21 protein-coding genes are annotated in these 25,583 nt (G+C 69.2%); 6 read left to right on the top strand and 15 right to left on the bottom strand.

What is annotated here, in order from left to right; translation table 11 throughout:
- Positions 1-6: 6 nt before the first annotated feature.
- Positions 7-3,252, top strand: coding sequence for a glycoside hydrolase family 9 protein (locus DEU36_RS03985; protein ID WP_120263017.1), 3,246 nt, complete (start codon positions 7-9; stop codon positions 3,250-3,252).
- 91 nt (positions 3,253-3,343) lie between these two features.
- The gene (locus tag DEU36_RS03990) at positions 3,344-4,420 is read left to right on the top strand and encodes a LacI family DNA-binding transcriptional regulator (protein WP_120263018.1); all 1,077 of its coding nucleotides are present in this window, start codon (positions 3,344-3,346) and stop codon (positions 4,418-4,420) included.
- A gap of 4 nt (positions 4,421-4,424) precedes the next feature.
- Here the strand turns inward: DEU36_RS03990 and DEU36_RS03995 are convergent, their stop codons facing one another.
- Genes DEU36_RS03995 through DEU36_RS04035 form a run of 9 tightly spaced genes read right to left on the bottom strand, consistent with a single transcriptional unit; the run spans position 4,425 to position 14,482 of the window.
- Positions 4,425-5,171 carry a MerR family transcriptional regulator gene (locus tag DEU36_RS03995; protein WP_120263019.1) on the bottom strand — a complete coding sequence of 249 codons (747 nt, stop codon included), beginning with the start codon at positions 5,169-5,171 and terminating at the stop codon, positions 4,425-4,427.
- Positions 5,158-6,405, bottom strand: a complete 1,248-nt coding sequence (locus tag DEU36_RS04000; RefSeq protein ID WP_120263020.1) for an MFS transporter — start codon at positions 6,403-6,405, stop codon at positions 5,158-5,160. Before DEU36_RS04000 ends, DEU36_RS03995 begins: the two co-directional genes overlap by 14 nt.
- Before the next feature lie 57 nt (positions 6,406-6,462).
- Positions 6,463-7,032 (bottom strand): hypothetical protein, encoded by a 570-nt coding sequence (locus tag DEU36_RS04005; protein WP_120263021.1) that lies wholly within the window; start codon positions 7,030-7,032, stop codon positions 6,463-6,465.
- Positions 7,033-7,089: 57 nt separating this feature from the next.
- A complete protein-coding gene (locus DEU36_RS04010) occupies positions 7,090-8,106 on the bottom strand; it encodes a hypothetical protein (RefSeq protein WP_120263022.1) in 1,017 nt (338 codons plus the stop codon).
- Positions 8,107-8,145: 39 nt separating this feature from the next.
- Positions 8,146-9,798, bottom strand: a complete 1,653-nt coding sequence (locus DEU36_RS04015) for a glycosyl hydrolase 53 family protein (RefSeq protein WP_120263023.1) — start codon at positions 9,796-9,798, stop codon at positions 8,146-8,148.
- Positions 9,795-10,967 (bottom strand): glycosyl hydrolase 53 family protein, encoded by a 1,173-nt coding sequence (locus DEU36_RS04020; protein ID WP_120263024.1) that lies wholly within the window; start codon positions 10,965-10,967, stop codon positions 9,795-9,797. The genes DEU36_RS04015 and DEU36_RS04020 overlap by 4 nt, the downstream gene beginning before the upstream one ends.
- Positions 10,964-11,797 carry a sugar ABC transporter permease gene (locus DEU36_RS04025; protein WP_120263025.1) on the bottom strand — a complete coding sequence of 278 codons (834 nt, stop codon included), beginning with the start codon at positions 11,795-11,797 and terminating at the stop codon, positions 10,964-10,966. The genes DEU36_RS04020 and DEU36_RS04025 overlap by 4 nt, the downstream gene beginning before the upstream one ends.
- Complete coding sequence (locus tag DEU36_RS04030; RefSeq protein WP_120263026.1) at positions 11,790-13,166, bottom strand: carbohydrate ABC transporter permease; 1,377 nt, start codon at positions 13,164-13,166, stop codon at positions 11,790-11,792. Before DEU36_RS04030 ends, DEU36_RS04025 begins: the two co-directional genes overlap by 8 nt.
- Positions 13,163-14,482, bottom strand: coding sequence for an extracellular solute-binding protein (locus tag DEU36_RS04035; RefSeq protein ID WP_183045284.1), 1,320 nt, complete (start codon positions 14,480-14,482; stop codon positions 13,163-13,165). The genes DEU36_RS04030 and DEU36_RS04035 overlap by 4 nt, the downstream gene beginning before the upstream one ends.
- Positions 14,483-14,646: 164 nt before the next feature.
- Between DEU36_RS04035 and DEU36_RS04040 the strand changes: the two genes are divergently transcribed.
- Together DEU36_RS04040 and DEU36_RS04045 are read left to right on the top strand one after the other, a co-directional pair.
- Positions 14,647-15,132, top strand: a complete 486-nt coding sequence (locus DEU36_RS04040; protein ID WP_183045285.1) for an NUDIX hydrolase — start codon at positions 14,647-14,649, stop codon at positions 15,130-15,132.
- A 64-nt stretch (positions 15,133-15,196) separates the two neighbouring features.
- Entirely contained in the window at positions 15,197-16,231 is a 1,035-nt protein-coding gene (locus tag DEU36_RS04045; RefSeq protein ID WP_120263029.1) for a serine hydrolase, read from the top strand.
- A gap of 18 nt (positions 16,232-16,249) precedes the next feature.
- Here DEU36_RS04045 and DEU36_RS04050 read toward each other — a convergent pair whose 3' ends face one another.
- The 5 genes from DEU36_RS04050 to DEU36_RS04070 form a co-directional block, all read right to left on the bottom strand.
- Positions 16,250-16,996, bottom strand: coding sequence for an ABC transporter permease (locus DEU36_RS04050; protein WP_120263030.1), 747 nt, complete (start codon positions 16,994-16,996; stop codon positions 16,250-16,252).
- A gap of 2 nt (positions 16,997-16,998) precedes the next feature.
- On the bottom strand, positions 16,999-17,748 hold the full coding sequence (locus tag DEU36_RS04055; RefSeq protein WP_259455205.1) for an ABC transporter permease: 750 nt from the start codon (positions 17,746-17,748) through the stop codon (positions 16,999-17,001).
- On the bottom strand, positions 17,745-18,644 hold the full coding sequence (locus DEU36_RS04060) for an ABC transporter ATP-binding protein (protein ID WP_120263031.1): 900 nt from the start codon (positions 18,642-18,644) through the stop codon (positions 17,745-17,747). The genes DEU36_RS04055 and DEU36_RS04060 overlap by 4 nt, the downstream gene beginning before the upstream one ends.
- Before the next feature lie 132 nt (positions 18,645-18,776).
- The gene (locus tag DEU36_RS04065; RefSeq protein ID WP_120263032.1) at positions 18,777-19,481 is read right to left on the bottom strand and encodes a response regulator transcription factor; all 705 of its coding nucleotides are present in this window, start codon (positions 19,479-19,481) and stop codon (positions 18,777-18,779) included.
- A complete protein-coding gene (locus tag DEU36_RS04070) occupies positions 19,478-20,617 on the bottom strand; it encodes a sensor histidine kinase (RefSeq protein ID WP_183045286.1) in 1,140 nt (379 codons plus the stop codon). Before DEU36_RS04070 ends, DEU36_RS04065 begins: the two co-directional genes overlap by 4 nt.
- Before the next feature lie 284 nt (positions 20,618-20,901).
- Here DEU36_RS04070 and DEU36_RS04075 point away from each other — a divergent pair, with 284 nt between their 5' ends.
- Both DEU36_RS04075 and lanM read left to right on the top strand, forming a co-directional pair.
- Positions 20,902-21,105 (top strand): hypothetical protein, encoded by a 204-nt coding sequence (locus DEU36_RS04075; protein ID WP_120263034.1) that lies wholly within the window; start codon positions 20,902-20,904, stop codon positions 21,103-21,105.
- A 71-nt stretch (positions 21,106-21,176) separates the two neighbouring features.
- Complete coding sequence (gene lanM, locus DEU36_RS04080; protein WP_120263035.1) at positions 21,177-24,260, top strand: type 2 lanthipeptide synthetase LanM; 3,084 nt, start codon at positions 21,177-21,179, stop codon at positions 24,258-24,260.
- A gap of 25 nt (positions 24,261-24,285) precedes the next feature.
- On the opposite strand, the gene DEU36_RS04085 is transcribed toward lanM, so the two are convergent.
- A complete protein-coding gene (locus DEU36_RS04085) occupies positions 24,286-25,557 on the bottom strand; it encodes an MFS transporter (protein ID WP_259455206.1) in 1,272 nt (423 codons plus the stop codon).
- Positions 25,558-25,583 lie beyond the last annotated feature (26 nt).

Consider the following 25,583-nt stretch of genomic DNA (forward strand, 5'->3'; position numbering starts at 1 on the left):
GCTTGAATGGATGCGATGAAGCTGCGTCGGACGAGACGCGCGACAGCCGTGATCACGACGGGGATGCTCGTGGGAGCCGCGATGACCGCCCTTCCGGCGGTCGCCACCGCGGCCCCGGCGGAGCTCGTGCGGAACGGAGACTTCTCGACCGGCCATGAACCCTGGTGGTCGGCCGGTGTCGACAGCTTCGACACCGCGACCGGCGCCTTCTGCGCCGGGGTGCCGGACAGCGAGAACCCCTGGGACGTACTCGTCGGTCAGAGCGACCTTGCCCTGGCCGACGGCGTCACCTATACGTTGACGGCAAGGGTCCGCGCCGATGCGCCCGCCACGGTCGTCACGCAGGTCGCGCCCACGGTCCCGGATGCCGTCTACACGACGTATCTCTCACAGAGCACACCCCTGACCGTCGAATGGCAGCAAGTCAGCGAGGAGTTCACGGCGCGCGACCTGGGAAACGGCACCGTATCGGAACTGCAGTTCCGCCTCGGCGCGAACACCGCCACCCGGTTCTGCGTCGACGACGTGAGCCTGGTCGCCCAGGACGGGTCGACTCCCCCGGTCATCCCGGTCGGCGACGACGAGCTGCTCCCCAACCCCACGCTCGACCAGAGCACGGCCCCGTGGTGGACCAGCGGACCGGTGTCACTGTCGAACCCCGCGCAGCGGATGTGCGCGACGGTGACGGAGCAGACGCCCGACCTGTGGGACGTGCTCCTCGGCCACAACGACATCTTTCTGCCCGGCGACACCGGATTTCGCCTGAGCTTCACCGCATCCGCCTCGACGGGCGCGACCATCTCAGCCAAGGTCGGCACGTACACGGGCGCGTCGCCGACCGACTGGATTGAGCAGTCCTTCGCTCTCGGGCTCGAACCGCAGCAGTACGAGGTCGCTTTCGCGACGACACCGGCTACGGAGTACCACCTCGGCCAGGTGCAGTTCCGCCTCGGTGCGGTACCGGCCGGAACCGACATCTGCTTCGACGAGATCTCACTCCAGGGCACCGCCTACTCGTACACGGCCGACCCCGGCCCCGCCGTCAAGGTCAATCAGGTCGGGTATCTGCTGCACGGCCCCAAGCGCGCGACCGTCGTGTCGGGTGCCACGGCACCGCTGCCGTGGGCCCTCGAGGCACCCGACGGATCCGTCCTCGCCGAGGGCGAGACCGAGCCGGCAGGCTTCGACGCAAGTGCGGGAACCGCCGTGCACACGGTCGACTTCGGCTCCTACTCCCAGGAGGCGGCGGACGTGAGGCTCCGGGTCGGCGCCGACACCAGCCATCCGTTCACGATCTCCGCCGAGGTCTTCCAATCGCTGCGCACCGATTCGATGCGCTTCTTCTACACGAACCGATCCGGCATCGAGATCGACGGCGACATCGCGGGCGCGGAATACGCTCGCCCCGCCGGCCATGTCGACACGTCACCGAACCAGGGCGACGGGAACGTGGGGTGCCTCGAACCGCAGACGTGGTCCGGCGGATGGACCTGCACCGATCGACACGACGTCCGCGGCGGCTGGTACGACGCAGGCGACCACGGCAAGTACGTCGTGAACGGCGGAATCGCCGTGGCCCAGGTGATGTCCGCCTACGAGCGAGCCGTTGCCGCGGGCACGGCGGACGCGCTGGGCGATTCGACCCTCGCCGTGCCCGAGCGCGGCAACGGCGTGCCCGACATCCTCGACGAAGCGCGATGGCAGATGGAGTTCCTGTTGCGGATGCAGGTACCCGCCGGTGACCCGCTGGCCGGGATGGCCTGGCACAAGGTGCACGACCGCGCGTGGACCGGGTTGCCCCTCATGCCGCACGACGACTCGCAAGAGAGGCTGCTGCACCGACCGTCGACGGCGGCGACGTTGAACGTGGCTGCCACCGCCGCGCAGGCAGCACGCCTGTTCGCGCCGTTCGACGAAGAGTTCGCGGCGCGGCTGCTCGCCGCCGCGGAACGGGCCTACGACGCCGCGCTCGCCCACCCCGATCTGCTCGCCCCGGAAGAAGACGGCACGGGTGGAGGAACGTACGCCGACGACGTGGTGACCGACGAGTTCTACTGGGCGGCAGCGGAGCTGTACATCACGACCGGCAGCGACCGTTACCGCGACGAGCTCGAGGCAAATCCGCTGCATCAGTCGGATGTGTTCGGGCCGGGCGGCTTCTACTGGGGAGACGTGGCGGCGCTCGGCCGCATGCAGCTCGCCCGGTTCGCGACAGACCTCCCCGACATCGACCGCATCCGCGGGTCGGTGATCGATGCCGCCGAGCGTCTGATCGCCGATCAGCGCGCACAGCCGTTCGGTCAGCCGTACGCGCCGGATGAGGGGCTGTACGACTGGGGATCGAACTCGTCGGTGCTGAACAACCAGGTCGTCCTCGGGACGGCGTTCGATCTCACCCAGCGCCCGCGGTACGCCGATGCCGTCGTCGAAGGGTTCGATTACCTGCTGGGCCGCAACGTGCTCGGGCAGTCGTACATCACCGGGTACGGCACGAACGACGCGCGCAATCAGCACAGCCGGTGGTACGCGAACGCCCTCGACCCCGCCCTGCCCCATCCTCCCGTCGGCACGGTCGCGGGCGGGCCCAACTCGTCGATCCAGGACCCCGTCGCGGGAGCCTGGCTGCAGGGGTGCGCACCGCAGGCCTGTTACGTCGACAACATCGGGGCGTGGTCGGTCAACGAGATCACCGTGAACTGGAACTCGGCCCTCGCCTGGGTCTCGTCCTTCGTCGCCGACCTGGGTGACGGCTTCGTCGCCGTCACTCCGCACGCGGTGGACGACCTCGCGTCCGGACCTGCGGATGCCGCTGTTGCGGTGAGCCCGCTCGCCAACGACCTCCCCGGCGATGCCGACGTCCCTCTCGTCCCGTCCTCGCTCACCCTCCTCGATGCGTCCGGCGCGCCGACCACGTCGGTCGTCGCCGACGGTCAGGGTCGCTACGAGCTGAATGCGGCCGTCGTCTCGTTCGTTGCGGACGCCGGGTTCGAGGGCACGGCGGTTCCGGTGAGCTATCGCGTGGCGGACGCACGGGGAACCGAGGTGACCGCCACCATCACGGTGACGGTGACGGCCGGCCCCGGTGAGCAAGTCGCCGAATCCGGCGCGGCGGACACGACGCCCGCCGGTGCGGCGAGGGGCGTCCTCGCGCGCTCGGGTGGTGACCCGCTGCCGCTGTGGATGCTCGGCGGAGTGGCCGCGGCCCTCATGTCGGCGGGCGTCGCATTGCTCCGTCGGCGACGATTCGGCTGAGTCAGCGCGGCCCGCTCGGGACATGCTCCCGAGCGGGCCGCGTCGTCCGTGTTAGCTTTCGAGAACCGCGACCGACAGCCGGAACGAGGACATGACCGACACTCCCCCGACCCGACGGGCACCCCGGGTGACACTGCGGGAGGTCGCGGAGCGTGCCGGAGTCTCGCGCTCGGCCGTCTCGTTCGTGATGAACGGCCGCACCGATCAGCGACTGTCCGACGACGTATTCGAGCGGGTCCGTCGCGCTGCGGACGAGCTCGGCTACCGCCCCAACATCACCGCCCAGACGCTGCGCACCGGCCGTTCGGGCACCGTGGCCCTCGTGTCGGACTTCGTCAGCAGCACCTCGTTCGCCAACTCGATGGTCCGTGGCGCGATGCAGGAGCTCCGCGAGCACGACACCCTCCTGTTCACCGTCGACACTCAGGGCGACGCTGATCTCGAGGAGCAGTTGCTGCAGAGCCTTCTCGGCCGCGACATCGACGGTGTCATCTACGCGTCGATGTTCACACGCACCATCGCTCTGCCGCGGTCGCTCGAGGGCGTCCCGACGGTATTGCTGAACTGCGTGACCGCAGACGCTTCGATCGACGCGGTCGTGCCCGACGAGATCGCAGCGGGCCGTGATGCCGCCCGGATGCTGCTCGATCACGGACACCGTGACGGCATCTGGTTCGTCGGCGCCCTGCCCGCGGGTTCCACAGGCGGAGCCGCCTGGCCGGAATGGGACCCCATCGCGCTGGCCGAGCGGCGGGCGGGGATCGATTCGGTGCTGGCCGCCGCGGGCACGTCCCTCGCCGGGGTCGCCACGATCGACGACGACTGGGACGTCGCGAACGGGCGACGGGCCGTCGCGAGACTGCTGGCGGAATCGCGGAGCGCTCCGACCGCGCTCGTCTGCGCGAACGACGCACTCGCCGTCGGCGCCTATCAGGCGCTGCATCACGCGGGACTGCGGGTTCCCACGGATGTGTCGGTGATCGGGTTCGACGGCAGCCCCTATGCTCGCGCGGTCGATCCCGAGCTCACCTCGATCGCGCTGCCCCACATCGAACTCGGACGTCGGGCGGCAGCGATGCTCGCCGTTCTCGGTGACGCGCCCCGTCTCGAACGCGTGCCGATGCCGATCCGTACCGGCGGGTCGGTGGCTGCCCCGCCCTCCCGGTAGCGCCTCAGCTCCCGGCCAGCCGGTTCTCGACCCGATCGAGCACCGCGCGCTGCCGCGGGCTCAGGGATTTGTCCGCGTACTCGCTGACCACGTGCGCGGCGCCGGAGAGCCGGTTTCCGATGCCCGGATCGTCGATCTCGTCGAAGAGATCGAGACAGACGTCGACGAGCTCGTCGACGATCGCGTCGACGACAGCGGCATCCGTCGCGTCGTCGATCGCACCGAAGCGGTTCATGAGATCGGCGGCCGCTCGCGCGCGCCCCGGGCCCGCGAGGCGTTCGTAGAACCGCACGAGCTGCGGCAGCCCCTCCTCCCCCGCGAGGTGCGCGAGGAGCACGGCCTGGTCACGGTCGAACCGCGCCATCTCGGGCGAGAGGCCTGCTGCAACGAATGCGCTCACGACGGGAGCGAGCTCGGGCGGGACATCCGGGCTCGCGCCGGCGTCACGCATTCGCGCGATCAGCTCACGTTGGCGAGTCAGCCGATCGATCTGCGCCGAGAGCTCGGAGTCGAGGTCGTCGAGGATTCGGGTCGAGTTCTCACCGCGGTCGAGCACGGCCCCCATACGTTCGAGCGGCATGCCCAGCGACGCGAGTCGCCGGATCCGCAGCACCCGCACGAAGTCGACGGCGTCGTAATCTCGATATCCGTTGGCGCTGCGAGCGGGCTCGGGCAGGACCCCGATCTGATGCCAGTGCCGGAGCGATCGCACCGTCACACCCGCGAGCCGGGCGAGTTCACTGCTCTGCACCGACGACCACCTCCGCTCGCTCGGCGTCCGGCCGCCGCTCCAGATTACGCAGATGCGGCGTCGCGAGTCCCCACACCAGGGCGACGAGCCAGGGCGAGATGATGATCAGGGCGGCGATCTCGACGCCGAGATGCTCGGTCAACAGCGCTGCAGCGACGAAGCCCGCGGCCGGTGCCGCGGTGGTGAGGGCGTTCTGGGTGCCCATGATCCGTCCGCGCATGTCGTCGGGAATCCGCTCGATCATCAGCACCCCGATGAGGCTGCCGAAAGCACCTCCGCACAGACCGATGACGACGGCCCCCACCAGGATCGCCTCGATCGATGCGAGCGCCCCGACCACGACGAATCCGATCGCGTTGCCGACGAGACCGACGACGAGCCAGACGCGACGGTCTCCATGACGACCGAGGACGGCGAAGACGGATCCGCCGAGCAGCATTCCGATCGCCAGAGCGCTCAGCACGAAGCCGAGCATCTCGGGGCGCCCGACGAGGGTGACGTAGACGGGCAGGATGAGTCCCTGCAGCGGTGCGAGGACCAGCACGGAGATGAGGCCGAGACCCGTGGTCACCAGCAGGAACGGTGTTCGCAGCAGCATCCGCCAGCCGTCTCGCAGCATCCGCCAGCCGCTCGCCTGCACCGCCTCGTCGGCAGGCGGGCTGATGGTCCCGATGCGGCCCGGGATGAGCAGCGTCAGGAGGGCCGCAGCTCCGGATGCCGCCGCGGTGAGCCAGAGCACGGTAGAACCTGCGAACAGCGCCATCAGTGTTCCCGCCGCAGCAGGACCGACGATCAGGGCCAGCGCGCCGAGGGCCTCCCGGATTCCGACGAGCCGCTCCGAAGAGACCCCCGAGTACCTCACCACAGCGGGCAGCAGGGCTTCGCGAGCGGTCAGCCCCGGAACGTCACCGAGCGAACCGATCACACCGAAAAGGATGAACCAGCCGATGTCGAGCCCCGTGACCAGATCGACGATCGGGAGCGCGGCGAGTGAAGCCGCCGAGACCAGGTCTGTGACCACGGACGACGTGCGCCGGTTGATCCGATCGATCACGACCCCCATGAACAGGCCCGCGGCGACGGCGGGCACGGCGGTCGAAGCCGCGAGGATGCCGGCGCCCAGGACACTGCCCGTCGCCTGGAGCACGATGAGCGGGAGTGCTACGGCGGCCACGGAGTTGCCGAGCAGCGACAGGAAGTACGAGGCCAGGTAGGCCACCGGAGCGATTCTCATGCAGCCAGTCAGCACCCTGACGTAGCGGCGGGGTCAAGCACGCCCTCGCTCGACTCCTCAGCGGAAGCCACCCGACACGAAGAGATCGGGGCGCTCGGCGTTCACGTGGGCCACGAGCTGCCCGTAGCCCGTCATGGCCGAGGTCGCTGTGAAGACCGTCTGCCGGCCCTGCTTCGCGAGAAGTCCGCTGTACCGGTGAGCCGCGTGCGGGCGCAGCCGGGTGATGTCCGCAACCGCGACCCGAACCGGGGGCAAGAAGCCTCGCGAGACGAAGATCGCGTCCCGCGAGACCTCGAGCCGCATCCTGCTCATCCCGTGCGCGAGCCACACCAGCGCCGCACCGATGAGCAGGGCCCCCAGCCCCACGATCCGCCGTGCGGGCGAGTCCTCCGGACGCGTGATCGGTGCCACGAGATTCATGACGCCGACGAGCAGCGCCACGACTCCGCAGATGCGCACCAGGACCCTCCGCCAGCGCTGCGTCGATACGGCGAAGAGCACCGAGTCGCGTTCGTTCCGCCACTCCGCGACGACGTCGGACGATCGGGCGAACACGGCGCTGGCGACCGCGATCGACAGCATGATGACGGCGACGGCGATGCCGACCACGGCGAAAACGGCGTCCATGGGCGGCGGGCCTTTCGTCAGGAGCGGACGACCCTCGACGCTATCGCACGTCGGACATCAGGTCGGGGTGCCACCGCCAGCGAACTCGAGGGCGAGGTCGCCGTTTCGCGAGCGGCGAGAAGCACGCGGAACGAGACCGGCCGACGCGAGCCGGTGGACGAGGTCCGCGGGAGGCAGCGGGAACGTCGGGGCCGTGTCCCGGCGCGGCAGTGCCAGGCCGACCAGCAGGACGAGGCCTGGCCCGTAGGACGGACGGATGACGATACGGGTCGGGCTGCTCCTCGGCGCGAACTGCAGCGACCCGATAGCGCTGGCCGGCGCCTCGACGAGGACGTCGCCGTCGGACGAGCGCACCACGCGGACGGTCGCCGAGCCACGGGCCGCCTCGAGGGTGACCACGACATCCGCCGTCCGCCGATGGGCGATCGCGCGCACCACGAGATAGCCGGGCGCCCCGACGACCCAGCCGAGGACCAGGAGCAGAAGGAGGGGCCCCATCCGCTGGACGACGTCGTCGAACACGATCACGACCGCCGTGATGAGGCCTCCGCCGAGCACGGCGATCGTCGCGGTGATCGCGACGAACACCGGCGAGCGCAGGGAAACCGCGGCGAGACGCAGGTGCCAGGCGTCGCCGACGCGCTCCCATTCGGGCACGACGAGCGTCGCCGCGCGGCGGCGCGACGCACTGGCGACGGCCGCGGAGGTCCGACCGATGAGCGTGAGCCAGATCCAGCCCGCCCCCGGGACCGCGGCGAACCCGATCGCTGCGGCTATGGCAGGCGGGAGCACATGCCGCCATCCGCCATCGGCGGTCAGCGCGAACAGCAGCAGCGCCGCGCCGACCGATGCAGCCAGATGGAGGGCGAGCGACAGCGTGCCGGGCAGCGTGAGGAGGCGTCGGATCAGTGCGTGGGCCGCTGACCATCCGCCGAGCAGGCAGAGGAGGAACCCCCAGAAGTCATGTTCGGTGCTGAGCAGGGGAACGGCGCCGACGAGGCAGACCGCACTCCACAGAAGCGGATGCCGCAGAACCCGCCACGCGACCGCGCGAGCACCTTGCTTCGTCGTCACCGCCTGCCCCTCCCGAACGGAGGATGAGCCTAGCGAACGTCATCCGACTCGCTGGACGCGGACGTCGTCGATGTTGAGCCAGGAACCGCCGGCGGCCTCCGTGTAGAAGCCGATCTCGAGCGTTCCGTTCGTGACGGGCACATCGAGGGACACCCGCGTCCAGTCATTCGCACTGATGGGAATGGCCGACCGCCGCTCGGGCACGCCGGAGTTCTTCGCATACAGGTAGGCGGAGGTCTGTCCGCCGCTGTTGAGGCTCCATGCCGAGATTCGGTAGAGCCCCGACGGCATCCCTTCGAGCGTCTGATAGACCGATGCGGTGTAGGCAGTCGCTTTCCAGAACGTGAGCTTGAGCGCGCCCACGACCGCGGGATCCTGCGTGAACACCGCGTCGGCGTGCGCACCTCCCGGCGACCACACGCCCCATCCGGTCGGGCTGTTCGTGTAACCGTCCTGCTCGAAGCCGCCGTTGACCACGAGATTCGGCGGCGGGACCTCACCGAACACGCCGAGAGTCGACAGGGCTCGCCCGTTCCCGTCGAACAGCGTCTGGTTATCCCACGGGTTGGAGAGGACACCCGGGTCATCGTTGTCGAGCTTGCCCGCCTCCGTTCCCCAGTTCGCGCCCGGCACCGGCAGCCAGGCCGGCTCCCACCAGATCAGTCCACGCCCCCGCCCGCCCGGCACGGCGCGGACGATGTCTCGCAGGTCTCGGAGGAAGGCGGTTTGGCCCGCGACGGTCGCCGGATATCCCCCGGCCGCTTCCTCGGCCGTGTAGAACGAGTTGCCGAGGCCGTCGGCGTCGCCGAGGGTCCATCCGTACGCGGTCTCGACGATGAGAACGTCCTTGCCGTAGCGCGCGCTGATGTCGTTGAGGTTGGCCGCGAGCTGGCCCATGGTCCCGTGCCAGAACGGGTAGTACGACAGCCCGATGATGTCGTACGGCACACCCTGCGCCGTGACCGCGTCGAACCACCAGCGATAGAGGGCGTTGTCGCCGCCGTGGTCGAGGTGCAGCACGATCTCGATGTCTTCCCCGCCGCGGAGCGCCGCCTCGACTCCCGCGATCCCCGCTTTCAACAACCCGGCGAGCTGGGTGAAATCGGAGACGCCGTTGCCCACGCGCCCGTGGTCCCAGAGGATGCCGCCCGGGATCTCATTGCCCATCTGCACCATGTCGGGCCGGACCCCGGCCGCACGCATCGCGTCGATGACGTCCTCGGTGTATGCGCGAACGGTCGATACCAGTTGCGGGTAGGTGAGACCCCGCCACGCTTTCGGCACCGTCTGCGTTCCGGGGTCGGCCCACCAGTCGCTGAGGTGGAAGTCGAGGAGGATGTCCATCCCCGCCGCTTTCGCTCGTTGCGCGGTCGCGATCGTGGTGGCCAGATCGTTCGTGCCGCCACCGTAGGGTTCGCCGGCGACGGTGTACGGATCGACCCAGAGGCGCAGCCGAGCGAGATTCATGCCGGCGTCGCCCATGATCTCGATCGGGTCGCCCGTGACGCCGCCGCGCGAGTAGCTTCCGCCGAGAGCCTCGACTTCGTGGATCATCCCGAGGTCGCCGCCCATCACGAAGTCATCGGCATCGGCGGCCGCCGTCGCCGTCGTCGCGGGCAGGGTCGCGGCGACGAGAACGACGGCGGTCGCCGCGACGAGCCCGGACGCCCGCCGCCATGATCGGTACGTCATGACTCTTCCTCCCTCATCGGATCGGGCCGACCGGCGGTCGCCCCGAGCGCGCGCAACGAGTCGAGAGCGCATCCACGCTCGTCGAAAAGCGTCTGATTCGCCCAGCCGTTGCCCGGCTCGGCCACGTCGTTCCCATAGGCCATCCCCTCCGCCGACGCCCAGGACGTCCCGGGCACGGGCAGCCACGCGGGCTCCCAGTACACGATCCCCAGGCCGCGGCCCCCGGGGACAGCGCGAACGACACCCGCGAGGTCATCGAGGAACCGCGCCTGACCCGCGACCGAGGCCGGATAGACCGCCGCCGGCGAGTGCGCGTCGAACATCGAAGTCCCCGCTGGATTGTCCGGACGATGCGCATATGCGGTCTCGACGACGATGACATCCTTCGCATAGCGTTCGACGAGCTGGTGGAGGTTGACGCTGAGGTCGCTCAGCGATCCGTGCCACAGCGGGTAGTACGACAGCCCGACGGCATCGAAGTCGACGCCCCTCGTCGTGATCTCGTCGAACCACCGACGGTAGAGGTCGGCCGCGCCGCCGGCGTCGAGATGCAGCACGATGCGCGATCGGGAGTCCGTAGCCCGCACGGCGGTCGACCCCGCCTGCAGGAGCCGGGCGAGACGGTTGTACTGCTCACGAGCCTCGTCCGCCGGCACCGGTTCGAAGGCGCGCAGCTCGAGGTCGTACCGCGGTGTCCGGCCGAACGGCCACAGCATCCCGTTCGTCGTCTCGTTGCCGACCTGCACCCACTCGGGGCTGCCGGCGTTCGCGCGCACGGCGGCGACGACGTCGGCGGTGTGCGCGCCGACCGCCTCGCAGATGCCGTCGAGATCACGTCCCTCCCACGAACGGGGCAACGATTGCTTCTTCGGGTCGGCCCAGAAGTCGCTGTAGTGGAGATCGATCATCAAGCCGAGCCCCGCGTCACGCGCGCGCTCGGCCAGTCGCAACGTCGTGGCGAGATCGTTCGTGCCGCCCTGGTACGGGCGTCCCTGCGCATCGGTCGGATCCACCCACACACGCAGGCGTGCGAGGTTCACTCCGTGGTCGGCGAGGATCCGGAACAGATCCCTCGCGCCCGCGGCATCCGAGAACCAACCGCCGAGCGCCTCGACCTCTGCGGTCATCGACACGTCGGCACCCCGGATCTGCAGTGATGTCGTCGTCATTCCTTCTCTCCTCCTTGAGCGAGCCCAGCGACCAGGTATCGCTGGAGCACCATGTAGAGCACGGTGATGGGTACCGCGACGAGGATCGCCCCCGCCGCGAATGTCGTGAAGTCGTTCCGCGTCTGGTCGGAGATCAGCTGGAACAGCCCGATGGCGACCGTGTAGTTCCGCGGGCTGCTGATCAGCAGACGCGGCAGGATGAAGTCCATCCACGGCACCGCGAACTGGGTGACGGCGACGAACGTCAGCATCGGCGTCATCAGCGGCAGCAGGATGCGCGTGAAGATCTGCAGGTGCGATGCCCCATCGAGCACGGCCGCCTCATCGAGGCTGGTCGAGATGCCGTCGAGGTAGCCCTTGAGCAGCCAGATGTTGTAGGGCACCGCCGCGGCGACGCTCGCGATCACAAGCCCGGCGAGGCTGTCGAGCAGCCCGAAGTTCAGATACAGGATGTAGATCGCGATGGCCGTCATGAACGTCGGGAAGATCTGGATGACGAGCATCACCAGAAGTCCTAGGCGTCGTCCAGCGAAGCGCAGCCGGGCGAACACGTACGCGGCGATCGCCGAGAGCAGCACGCTGAGCACCATGTTCGACACCGCCACGATGAACGAGTTGACGTACCAGGTGGCGAACGGGGTATCGGTGAACAGACGCACGTAGTTGGCGAGCGTCGGGTCGGTGGGGATCGCCGACGCTTGCGCGAGCGAGCGACCGGACCCCAGCGACGAGCCGACGATCCACGCCAGCGGGTAGAGCACAATGACCGCGACGACGACGAGCTCGACGTGGATCACGACGGTCGCGATTCGGTTACGGGTTCTATGCATCGGTGAACGCCTTCGAACGACGCAGGCTCCAGACGGAGAAGCTCCCCACGATGACGAAGATCAGGATCGACATGACCGAGGCGATGTCGTAGAGACCGTTGTCGAGCGTGAGCTTGTAGAGCCAGGTGATGAGGATGTCGGTGCTGCCGGCGTACCGGTAGTCGGGGTTGGCGGGTCCGCCCTGGGTGAGGAAGTAGATGACTCCGAAGTTGTTGAAGTTCGCCACGAACGACAGGACGATCAGCGGCCCGGTGGCACGCAGCACGATGGGAAGCGTCAGGTACCGCACCTGCTGCACCGCGGATGCGCCGTCGATGCGCGCGGCCTCGTAGTAGCTCGGTGAGATGTTCGTCAGCGCGCCGCTGATGAGGGCCATGAAGTAGGGGAACCCCAGCCAGAGGTTCACCACGAGTGCGACGATCCGCGCGAGCCAGGGGTTCGCGGGGTCGGTCAGCCACATCACTCTGTCTGACGTGATGCCGAGGTCGACGAGGGTTTGGCTGATCGGCCCGAACTGACCGTTGAACATCGAGCGGAACACGAGGGCGGAGATCATGGCCGGCACCGCCCAGGGCAGAAAGAAGATGCTCCGCCACAGACGCGGCAGCCGCACACGCCGGCTCGACACGAGCACGGCCTGCAGGAACCCGAGCGCATAGGTCGTCGCGGTCGCCAGCGCCGCCCACAACACCGTCCATCCGAGAACGCCGAAGAACGTCGCACCCCACGACCCGGCACCGAGCAATTGACGGAAGTTCGCGATCCCGACCCATTCGACCAGCTTCATCGGCGGCAGGTTGTCGCTGCTGTAGTCGGTGAACGCGATGAGGATGCCGAAGACGACCGGCAGCGCGGTGACGAAGAGCAGCAGGATGAGGGTGGGGGTGAGAACGAGGTAAGGGAAGGCCGTCTGCCGAGTGGCGCGCGCCCACTCCCCTGCGGTCAGGCGTTCTCCGGTCGTGATGAGCCGCAGCCGAGTCCGTGCGGCATCGCGGACAGCCCAGACGGTGATCGCCGCGATCAGCGAGAGGACGAGCACTGCGATGATGCCGTTGATCATCAGGACGATCGAATGGTCGCCTGCGGACAGGCCCGCCACCGTCATGGCGCGCGGTCGCGTGCCGAGGGTCACGAGACCCCAGAGGCCGCGGACGAAGAAGCCCCCGTGTGTGCGAGCCGTGTACCCCGACAGGTTCGCGTAGTGCCCGGTGAGCAGCTCCGTCGCGACGGCCGCGGCGCTGACGACCAGAACCGCCACTCCTTTGCCCCACTCGCGGTTGAGCAGTTGCCCTAGACCGGGAACCAGTGCGGAGGCGAGCCCCAGCGACCACGGGGCCGCCGGGCTCGTCCCGCGTCGGCGCGGACTCACTCCCCCAGCCCGGTCAGGTCGGCATAGCCGGTCACGGCCTGCTGCTGCGCGGCTGCCGGGTCGAGGACGCCGTCCCACACACTGGCCACGAGGCTGTTGCCGACCGTCCAGAGCGCGTCTCCGACGTCGGCCACCAGGTCGGACCGCTCGGCCTGCGCGAGCACCCCGTTCGCATAGGGGTCATCGGCGAGACCGGGAATGGCCTGCGCATTGACTCTGGTCAGAGCGGGGATGCCACCCGTCGTCCGGTACAGCGCGGCGGCTGCCTCGTCGGATGCGAGGAACGCTGCGAATACCCGCGCTGCACCGGGATGCTGGGAGTAACCCGAGACGACTCCGACGCCCAGACCCGCGAGCGTCGCGGCGTCACCGCCGCCCTCGACGGAGGGAAGGGTCGTCACGCCGAACTCGAAGCCGTTCTCCGCCGCCCCCGCAGTGAAGTCGCCGATCGACCACGGCCCCGTGATCGCGTAGGGGGTCTGTCCCTTCGCGAACTCCATCTCGATGGAGTCCCACGTGGCATCCGCCGAGTTGACCGGCCAGAGATCACGCAGTGCGCCGTAGTACTCGAGTCCGGCAGTGAGCGCGGGCGCGTCGAGACCGGGGGCGCCCGCGTCGGCACCGAGATGCCAGCCGAGCGAGCTGAGCACCGGGTAGGCGTAGTAGAGCTGGCCGCTCAGCCAGCGGATCGTCCAGCGGTTCGCGCGGGGGTCGTTGTAGGCGGCGGCGAGCTCGCGAATCTGCTCCCAGGTCGTCGCGGGCGCGGGCGAACCGGTGAGGTGTTCCAGGAGGGTCTTGTTATAGAACAGGGCGATCGACTCCGTCGACACGGGCACGCCGTAGAGCTCGCCGTCGCGGCTGACGACGTCGGCGAAAGAGTCGCCGACTCGCGAGGCGATGTCGTCGGCGTACTCGCCCAACGGAGCCGCCACGCCCGAGTCGATCGCGCCGGACAAGTCGGTGAAGTTCGTGAAGTACACGTCCGCACCGGTTCCGGCTTCGCCATCGAGCTCCATCTTCGCGACGGCATCGACTTTCGACACCGTCGTCACGTCGATGCGGATGTCGGGGTGCAGGGTGGTGAAGGCCTCGACGAGCGCCTCGCCGTACTCGGGGTACTCGACCCAGACCTTCAGCGGTACGTCGCCTCTGGCGATCTCCGGCTCGATCTCATAGGCCCGCGCGGCGGCATTCCACGTCAGGCTGGTGTCGGCGTCGCGCGGTGCACTCGAGCACCCGGCGCTGACCGCGAGCGTCAGGACGACGGCTGCTCCCACCGTCGTACGAGCGATGGCTGCTGTGTATCGGATGGTCATGCAAACTCCTTCGTTGCCGTGACTGTGACCGGTCCCAGTCAACTGACGCGATGCACGCGAGTCCATGACCGTAATGGCAGGATCGACGTCACGCGATGACTCTCCGCTGGGGAGGAACCGGCGCGTGCTGGGACAGTGGGGGCGAGAGCAAGGGACCGAGAACGATGGAACAGCTGGTGTTGCCGAACGTCTATGTCATCGCGCGTGAACGCGAACGTCCGGAGCACGTTCTGCTGCAGCAGCGTTGGAAGCCGCACTCCGATCCCGCGAACAGCGGGCGGTGGGAGCTCCCCGGCGGAAAGTGGCGGGCCTTCGAGACGATCGCCGTGTGCGCTGCCCGCGAATTGCAGGAGGAGACGGGCCTCGTCGACGTCGACGTTCTGGGTGCCCGTAGCGATCACGAACTGCTCGGCGACAGAGTTCAGGTGAGCGCCGGCGTGCAGCTCGTGCAGATGGTCGAGGGGCCGTACCCCTCGGTCCTCGCCGTCGTCGATGCGATCGCGTCCGGGCGCCCGCGGACGACGGGCGACGGGTCGCGCGCTGCCCAATGGGTCGACGAGACGCGGCTGCGCAACATGCTCTTGAGCGAGCCCGAGACGTTCACGGCGCTGAGTCACGCCGCACTCCGGCACCGCTTCGCCTCGTCGTGACGGGGTGATCCACAGGTCCGAAGCGGGTCGCGCGGGGCGACGCGCACCTGGCACAGTGGGGAGCATGAGCGCGACGGAGAGCATCATCATCGATGAGGGGTCGCTTCAGGCCGCGATCGACGAGCAACCGTTCTCGGGAATCGTCGGCGTCGACGCCGGCGACGTCTCGGTATGGCGCAGGGCACACGGACTCGCCGACCGCGCGAGCGGGACGCCCGTCTCGGAGAGCACCCGCTTCGCGATCGCGTCAGGAAGCAAGGCCTTCACCGCGCTGGCGGTGATGCGCCTCGTCGAGGACGGCAGCCTCGCACTCGACACGGCTGTCCGAGAGGTGCTCGGTGACGACCTGCCCCTCATCGACGACACGGTCACCGTCGAACAGCTCCTCGGACACACGTCGGGAATCGGCGACTATATCGACGAGGACGACGATCTCGACGTATCGGAGTTCTACCTCGGAGTACCCGTGCACACGCTGACGACCGCGGAGGCGTTCCTGCCCCTGCTCGACGGCATCCCTCCGAAGGCCCGTCCCGGAGAGACGTTCTCGTACTGCAACAGCGGCTACGTCGTGCTCGCGATCATCATCGAACGGGTCACGGGCCGGGGATTCCACGAGGTCGTGCACGACCTCGTCCTCACCCCCGCCGGCCTCGCCGACACCGACTTCCCGCGCACCGACGAACTCGGCGGCGACCACGCTCGCGGCTACGTCTTCGACGACGGACTGCGCGTCAACACGCTGCATCTGCCTGTCCGCGCCGGCGGCGACGGCGGCGCGTCGACGACGATCGCCGACGTGCACCGGTTCTGGCGCGCGTTCTTCGACGGGCGCATCGTCTCGCCGGAATCCGTGGCTCTCATGACCGCACCCCGCTCCTCGGTCGACGACGAGGAGATGCGGTACGGTCTCGGATTCTGGCTGACCGAGACCGGCTCCGGTGTCGTCCTCGAGGGATGCGATGTCGGCTCGTCGTTCAGGTCGGTCCATCACCCGTCGACAGCGACCACCGCGACGGTGATGAGTAACACGGCCGACGGCGCCTGGCCCGTCGCGCGTGTCCTCGCCGACGCGATGGCCGAGCTCGACGAGCGGTAGACCGGGCGCGGCGCGCCGTCACCGCAGCTTGACCGTGCGCAGCAGGGTCGCCGTGACCAGCAGCACGACGGCGCCGCCGCCGATCCCCGTGGCGAGCAACGGCAGCGTATCGCCGAGCGTCAGTCCGCCCGAGCCGGCGATGGCCGTCGATCCGAGGTTCAGCGCCCTGGTGTTGATCGCCTGGGGAATCACGTGACCGAGCGGCCGGAGGGTCGGCGACGTCACAGCGGCCACCCCCGCGACGCAGCCGAGCAGGCAGATCGCCACGGGGGCGGCGAAAGAGCGCATCAGCATCGACAACAGCGACTGGAGTGCGATGAGCGGGATGGCGGCGACGATCGCGACGACTCCCACGACCGCGAACTGCCACGGGAAGCCGCCGTCGAGGCCGAGGACGAACGTGCCCGCTGCCGCGGTGCCCACGATCAGCACGACCTGCATCAGCGCGACCGGCACGAGGACGGCGGCGACCTTCGCGGTGGCCAGACCCACCGGCCGCACCGTGGAGGTGAGCAGCAGGTTCCAGTTCGACCCGCGGTGCTCCGCGCGCCAGACCGCGGCGGCGAGGAGACTGATCCCCATCGAGAAGAAGAGCAGCCCGTAGAAGAGCACCACCTGCGACGTGAACGATGCCCAGCCCGCGTCGAGCGCGTCGGCGTTGGCCGCCAGGTTGAGCGTGCCGGTGACGACGGCGAGGAGCGGCAGGACGATCGCGATGATCCACGTGCTGGAGCGGCGGAGTTTGCGCATCTCGGCTCGGAACATCGTCAGGCTCCGATCGGATCGAGGCGTCGGATGCCGACCGCGATGACGAGCGCCGCCAGGGCCACGAACCCGATGATCCACGGGTAGGGCGCCTGCACGTACCCCACCGAGTCCCCCTCCTGCCCCGCTTGCGAGATGACGGCGTAGTAGCCCCAGGGGATGGCGCGGCTGACCGCGGCGGGCAGCAGGAGAGAGAACACGGCGAGGAACGACCCGAGCACCCCCACCCCGACGCTGACGAGCTGGTTCTCCACTCGTGCGGCGAGCAGGATGTGAAGACCGCAGAAGACGACATCGAGCACGAAGAGCAGTCCGGTGTACGCGATCCAGGGAATCGGATCGATCGGCACACGGATGCCCGCGAGCACACCGATCGCGACGACCGCCGCGGTCTGTAGCGCGATCGCGGGGGCGAGCGTGAACGCGAGGGTGAGGAGTTTCGCTGCGCAGAGCCGACCCGGAGTCCGGCCTGCCCCCGCTGCGAGCACCCATCCGTTGCCAGAGTGCTCGATGTCGGTCTGCCTGCTCGCGAGCACCGCTGCCAGCAGCGGCGACGTCATCGCCGCCATCATCGTGTACGAGAGCAGGAGCGCGGCCCACGGCGATGCCGCCGGGTCGTCGAAGGTCTCGCGGGCGGTGCCCGAAAAGAGCGACGCCGAGCTCAGCGCTGCGACCGCCAGCACGAGGCCGACGAGGACCGGAATGGTGCGCAGCCGCCGCATCTTGCGAATTTCGAGGACGACGTCGCTCACAGCAGACCTCCCCGGCCGGTGAGGTCCATGAAGACGTCCTCGAGGCTCTGCTGCACACGACGCACCTGGTGGATCCGGACGTCGGCAGCGACAAGCAGGGCGACCAGTGCGGCAGTCGCTTCGTTGTCGTGTCCGCTCAACCGGATGCCGCCACCCGTGATCGTCGCGTACGGCACGGCGCGCAGCGCCGCATCGATCGACGGTGTCTCGATGACGAGGTCGGGCAGCGAGTGGGCGAACAGGTCGGCGCGGGTGCCCTGGAAGATCAACCTGCCCGCCGAGAGGATGCCGAGCACAGACGCCATCTTGTCGATCTCGTCGAGCAGGTGACTCGAGACCATGACCGTGATGCCCTGGCCCGCGAGCTCGATGAGCAGATCGCGGATCTCTTCGATACCGGCCGGATCGAGGCCGTTGGTGGGCTCGTCGAGAACCAGGAGCGACGGGTCGCGCGCGAGCGCCATGGCGATGCCCAGGCGCTGCTTCATCCCGAGGGAGTAGTTGCGTACGAGCTTGTCCTTCTGCTCGCTCAGCCGGACGATCTCGAGAGCGGTCCGGATCTGCGCGTCGACGAGCCCGAGCATGTCTCGGACGATCAGCATGTTCTCCCAGCCCGTCAGATGACCGTAGCCGGGTGGCGCCTCGATCATCGAACCGATCGAGGGCAGCAGGTCGCCGCGCGTGCGGGGGGTGAGCGATTGCCCGAAGATCTCGATCTCGCCGGCTGTGGGCTGGCTGAGCCCGAGCAGCATCTTCATCGTGGTCGACTTCCCCGACCCGTTCGGGCCGAGGAACCCGTACACCACGCCCTGAGGAACGGAGAGATCGACCGCGTCGACCGCGGTGTGCTCGCGGAACTTCTTCGTGAGGCCGTGGGTGGCGATGACGGTGCTCACTGCGGGCACCACCGGATGCGTGTCATGCCGCCATCCTCGTTCGCAGCACCCGCCACGCGGATCGGTCGCGAGATGCATCATCCCCCACGCGGTCCTCCTCCGATCGGAGGAGGACCGACCGCCCCGAGAGGGCTAGTCGGTGCGTGAGCGCCCCGCGCGTCGAACCGAAGCCAACCCGCGCTCGTGCGCCCAGATCACCAGATGCACGCGGTCTCTCACCCGCAGCTTGGTGAGGATGTGGCCGACGTGGGTCTTCACGGTCACCTCCGCGATGTGGAGACTGCTCGCGATCTCGGGATTGGAGCACCCCTGGACGATCTGCTCGAACACCGCCCGCTCCCGCCCCGTCAGCACCGCGAGAAGGGCGTCGTCGCCCTCCGCCGGCTCGGTATCGTCGATCGCGATGCGCTCGAGAAGGCGGCGGCCGGTGGGCGCCGAGACTGCGAACGTGCCGCCGTACACGGCCCGGATGGCGTCGACGAGCTGATCGGCTGTGCTGTCTTTCAGGATGAACCCGACCGCACCGGCCTGCAGGATCCGAACCGCGTAGGAGTCGGTGTCGTAGGTGGTGAGTCCGAGCACCCGCGTCGCGGGGCTGACCGCCTCGGCCGTCAGTGTCCGCGTGGCCTCGATCCCATCGAGTCGCGGCATCCGGATGTCCATGAGCACGACGTCGGGCCGCAGTTCGCGAACACGCTCGACGGCGGCCTCGCCGTCGGGCGCCGTGCCGACCGCGCGCATGTCGGGCTGCGCGTCCACGATGCGGCTGAAACCGTCACGGACGAGCGCCTGGTCATCGGCGACCAGCACGGTGATCGGCGGCGATGAGGTCGTCATACGACGGCACCGTCGACGACGACGTCCAGCGGCCAGACCGCCCGCACCGTGAACGTGCGGTCGTGAGCGTAGGTCAGCTCGCCGCCGTACAGCTCGCACCGCCGCCGCATGCCGGCGAGACCGCGGTGCTCCCGCACCGGGCGGTGGATCGGAGACGGGCCGACGGGGTTCGCCACCGACACGGCGAGCTCCCCTCTTCCCCACGACACCGTCAACACGATCGGACCGTCGCATCCGTGCCGAACGGCGTTGGTGAGCGACTCCTGGATCACTCGGTAGGCCGCGAGAGACATGCCGGGGCTGAGCGGGTGCGGGTCGCCGAGCACCACGACCTCTAGCCGGGTGCCCGCACGGACGAAACCGGAGATCAGGTCGTCGAGATCGTCGAGCGACGGCGTCGGGCGGCGGTCCAGGTCGTCTGCAGGCGAGAGCAACCCACGGACCTCCCGCAAGGCTGATCTGCCGCTCGCGGAGATGGTCGCGAACACCGATGCGGAGTCCGGATCGGATGCGGCTGCCCGTCCGCTCTCGGCTTGGACGATGACGTTCGTGAGCGTGTGCGCGAGAACGTCATGCATCTCGTCGCTGATCCGCTCGCGTTCCTCGTAAGCAGCCAGACGTGTCCGCGCCTCGGCATCGCGTTCGGACATCTCGCTGCGTTGTCGCGCCATCCGCAGAGCCTCGCTCCGGCGACGATCGAGCAGGCCGAACGCCCACGCCGTGAGCATGCTGATGCCGACGAGCCCGATGACGAGGCCCGTGCCCGCCGACGCGCTGAAACCGATGTCGAGGAGAACGGCGGCACCGAGCCCCGAGATGTAGAGCAGACCCAGCATCAGGCCCAGGTGCTGGGCGCGTTCCGAGGCATGGGCCGCGACGGAGAAGACGCCCACGAGCAGGATCAGGTCGCCGGGAAGGAGCAGCGACGCGTCGACGCCGAGGTGCACCGCCGAGATCGCGGTGGCCGTCACGGCGAAGACGACCGGGTGCGAGCGACGCCACACGAGAGTCGCGGCCATCAACGCCGACCATGCCCAGTCGGGCTGCCCGAGCAGCCCCATCGCGACGCAGCCGGCGATGGCGACCCCCGCGACGAGCGAGTCGCGACCCCGTGTGGTGCCGTCCCCCCGGTGCATGCCGCCACCATATCCCTTCGGTCGGCGGCTCACCCCCCTCCTCAGAACAGCGGAGACCGCTCCTCCGGCAGGTGGAGGATCGGGCCGAAAATCCCCGGATCGCATAGTTCCGGTGAAGGTCTGCCGGGGGCTTGAGTGAGCACGGCAGGAGCATGCCGGAACTGACAGTGATGCGGGCGCACCGCGGCACCCGCCGTCGGCGCCGTTCCGGTTCCGCCCCGTCGGGCTCCCGCGGCAACCGCCGCCGAGGAGGGATAGCGGAAGAACGAAGGAAGGAACGGATCATGATCACGACCCATGACCAGGAGATGACGATCATCAGCCCGCGTTGGGACATGGCAGCCCGCTCGACCGACGGATCCACCCCGTCGGTGCAGGCTCAGATCGACGCCGAGTTCGAGCGCGTCGTGAGCCCGTACATGGCCAGCAGCGGCTGGCTGTGCACACTCACGATCGAGTGCGGAACCCTGATCTGCGCCTGTCGCTGACCGCTGCTCGCGGGCGGCGCGGCACCCCGCGCCGCCCGCACCCGTTGGACGACCCACGATCGGAGCTCGCCGTGCTCACCACCCGCGACACCATCGCGCTGCTTCAGGCTTCGGCGCTCGACGAGCGCCGGCTCGGGCCCATGGCACGGCAGAGCATCACCGACGACATGACACGGGCGTGGTCCGACCGGGCGCTCGAAGCCGACGGCATCCTCGACGGCTACCTCGCTGCCCGTGACCTCGACCGCGAAGCGCTCTCGGGTCTGCTGACCGGCGCCCCCTGGTCACCGCGGCAGCACAGCATCGGGTGGATCGAGAACGTCGCGTGCTGGCTGACGCACACCACCGGAGAGCCGTGGCGGCCGGGCCGTCCGCTCGCCATCGAGAACGCGCTGCTCACGCGCATCCCCTTTCCCTCGTTCCTGGTGCCGATGGTCTCGACTCAGCGGTCGTTCCTCGCTGGTCTGCCCGGGGTCCCCGAGGGTGCGCGCCGCGATCTGCTCGACGGACTGGCCGAGACGGTCGCAGCGCTGGCCCTGCGTCCGCTGCTCACCGAGATGGCCGGCGACGCGTCGGCCGGTGCATACGCGCGTCTCGATTCCTCGCTCTCGCACCCGGCGAGGCGGATGTCCTTCCTCTCGCGCTACCCCCTTCTCGCCCGTGACCTCGTCGCAGCGATCGGCAACTGGCGCGAGCGCGTGCGTCTGATCCTGGAGCGCCTCGATCGCGATGCCGAGGCGCTCTCGACAGCCGGTCTCCCTTGCCCCGGAATCGCTGCCGTCAGCGGCATCCGTTTCGCGGGCGACGCCCACGATCGCGGGCAGTCGGTGGCGATCGTGACGTTCGACGACGGTCGACGGGTGGTCTACAAGCCGCGCGAGTCCGCCGTCTTCGCCCTCTACCGCGTCATCACGACGGTGCTGGGCGACGAGCTTCCGGAGGGGGTGCGCCTGCGCGCGCCGAACGTGCTGGTCCGCGATGGATACGGGTGGGTCGAGTTCATCGAACACGCCGCCCCCGGCGAGGTCGACCTGCGCGATCATCTGCGCAGACTCGGCGGGCTGCTCGCGATCGCCCACGTGCTCGGCGCGTCGGACCTCCACCTCGAGAACGTCATCGCATCCGCGGCGGGTCCGGTTCCCGTCGACCTCGAGACGCTCGTTCAGAATCGCAGCCACCGCGACGCCGCCGACACCGCGGCTGCGGCGGCAGCACGCCGTCTGAACGAATCGGTGCTGGGCACCGGAATCCTGCCCGTCCAGCTGACCGCCGGTGAGGGCACGAGCATCGACGTGAGCGTCGTCACGGGCGGGCTGCAGCCGACAGGCCGGACAGCCATGGCGCATCAACTCACCGGGACCTTCACCGACGCGATGCGGATCGAGGCCGTCGAGCTGCGCGTCGGGTCGTCGCAGAATCAACCGCCGGACATGACCCTGCGTATGGTCCGCCGCCACCGGGACGCGCTCGCCGACGGATTCGTGGCCACCTCACGGGCGCTCATCTCGTGTCGCGACCGCGTCGTCGGCATCCTCTCGGGTGTTCCCGAGCTGACCGTGCGGCACATCGTCCGCGCGACGCGCTCGTACTCGCTGCTGCTCGCCGAGATGCGCCAGTCGTCGCGCCTGCGCAGCGGAATCGATCGCGACCATCTCTTGCGCAGCCTGTGGACGCGACTGGCCGACCATCCCGGTGACCTGCCTCTCATCGGGGCGGAAGAACGCGCCCTCCGGCGGCTCGATGTGCCGCTCTTCACGGTCGACATGGACTCGCTCTCCCTCGACGACGACCGCCGCCCGTTGGTTCCGGAGTACTTCGCCAGAACCATGCGTGAGGATGTCGTCGCCCGTCTCAGGCACCTCAGCCCAGCCGACATCGATGCCGGCGAATCCCTCATCCTGGAGTCGATTCTGGCGGCCACGACCGCCGAGACCGAGAACGAAGGCGCTCCCGGTCCACTCGGCGCCACTCCCCTCCGCCGCACCGGCATCCGTGCGGTCGCCGAGCAACAGGCCCGGCTGCTCGCCGAGTCGGCGATCCTCGGACGAGACGACGCGACGTGGATCAGCGTGTGCAGCAGCGTCGACAGCACCGGGCTCGAGTACCGCCCTGTCGGCCCCACGCTCTACGACGGCCTGGCAGGCATCGTCATCGGCGCCGCTGCGGGACACCGTGCGTTCCCTCGCTGGGGACTCGACGACCTCGCCGCGCGCGGCGCCCACGCGATCGCCGCAATCCTCGATGACTGGAGCTCCGGGCGCGTGACGCTCCCGGTGGGAGCGTTCAGCGGGGCGGCCGGGCTTCTCTACGCGTTGGCCCGCTACGAGAGCATCGTCGGGGTCGACCGATTCGGCGCGACCCGGGCGAGCGCCGTCCGCCGATTCAGAGACGCCGCCGCGACGGACGACTATCTCGACGTCATGGCGGGGTCAGCGGGTGCCATCGCCGTGTTGACGGCCATCCGCGAGGCTGACGACGCCGAGACGGACGTGGCCGTCCGCGCGCTCGCGCACCACCTCCTCGAGCGCGCCGTCGAGACCTCCGACGGCGCGCTCGTCTGGGAGAGCGGAGCGACCCGCGCCCGTCTGGGCGGCATGTCGCACGGCGCGACGGGGATCGGATGGGCGCTCGCCGCCGCGTCAGCCAGGCTCGCAGATCGCACCATGGCCGACGCTGCCCAACGGGCTCTGGGCTTCGACGACAACCTCTTCGATGTGAAGCCCGGGCGGTGGCTCGACGCCCGTCCTGAGTCACTCGCGCAGGGACGCCTCTTTCCCGCGCACTGGTGCCACGGCACGGCGGGTATCGCGCTCGCGCGCGCCGACGCTGCCGTGCTGCTCGGCGATGACACGCTGCTGCCGCTGGCCGACCTCGGAGCGCTGGAGACCGCGACGGACCTGCCGTCGGACGATTCGCTGTGCCACGGCTCGTTGGGGAACCTCATGGCGCTGCGGGGCATCGAGAGCCGTGGTGGCCCTGCTGCCAGCGACTACGCCGAACGCGTCATCGCGCGTATCGATCGAGACGGCCCGCACAGCGGACTGCCGTCGGGCATCACCACCGTGCGAGGGCTCATGGTCGGAACAGCCGGAACCCTCTACGCGCTCTGCCGCGAGCTCGACCCCGACCTGCCGAACATCCTGCTGCTGGAGTGATCGCTGCGCCGGTGCAGCGGGAGGCTCATCCGGCCGCGACCGCTTCCGTCTCGTCGTCATCGACGACCGGCGGCGCAGCGGCGATGTGCGTGATCGGACGCCAGACGAACAGCAGCGTGAGCGCGGCACCGACGAAGGCGAACCACCAGGGGCCCGTGGGGCCCCACACCTGGGCGATCACCCCGCCGAGCGCCTGCCCGATCACGAGACCGCCGAAGACCCCCACCATGTTGACCGACGCGATGCGGCCCTGCAGCTCGTGGGGAACGAGGCGCTGACGAACAGTCGTCGAGATGGTCGCCCAGACGAAGGCATAGGCGCCGAACGCGATCATGATGACGAATGCCACCGCGCCCGAGGTCGTCAGGGCGAACGCGAGGTGCATGAGGACCTCGGCGGTGAGGCACACCCGCATGAGCGCGGCGAACGAGAATCGTCGCTCGAGCCTTCCGAACAGGAGAGTCGCCGCCAGTCCGCCGATCGCGGACGCGGTCGTCAGGGCGCCGTAGCCGACGGGCCCCATCTGCAGGTAGTCGGTCGCGTACAGCACGAGCACGCCCCACGGCGCCGCCCAGGTCACGTTGAAGGTGAGGATGATGATCACGAGCGTGCGCACCGGCGGGTTGCGCCACAGCCAGCGGATGCCGCTCAGGATGTCGGTGTGCACGGGGGTCCGCGTGCGCGGTGCATCCGCCTCCTCGACGCGCGTGGTCGCCGTGATGCGCGAGATGAGGACGACGGCGAGGGCGACGCACACGCCCTGAACGGCGAACGGCCAGAACGATCCGACGGCGAACAGGAAGGCACCCAAGGGCGGTCCGCCGAGCTGGTTGGCCACGAGGAACCCGGCTTGCAGCCGCGCGTTCCCGACGCCGAGGTCGCTTCTGCGCACCATCATCGGCAGGAGGGTGCTGCTGGTCGTGTCGACGAAGACCTCGGCGGTGCCGTACAGGAAAGCGACGATCAACACCATCCAGATACTGGCGAGGCCGGTGACGAGGAAGACGCACAGACCGACCAGCACGAGAGCCCGGATGCCGTTGGCCACCATGATCAGCACCCGGCGATCGACCCGGTCGGCGATCGCGCCCGCGTGAAGCCCGAACAGCAGCCACGGGAGGAACTGCATGACCGCACCGGAGGCGACCAGGATCGGCGAATCGGTCATCGATGCGATCAGCAGCGGTGCGGCGGCGAGCGCGATGCCGTCGCCGATGTTGCTCGTCAGCGATGATGCGAACAGCCACCGGAAATCACGGCCCAGACGCCGCGGCGCGACCCACTCTGCGATACCCACCGCACGAGCCTAGGGGCGACCTCCGA

Source organism: Microbacterium sp. AG238, from assembly GCF_003610405.1.
In the GTDB taxonomy this organism is placed as follows: domain Bacteria; phylum Actinomycetota; class Actinomycetes; order Actinomycetales; family Microbacteriaceae; genus Microbacterium.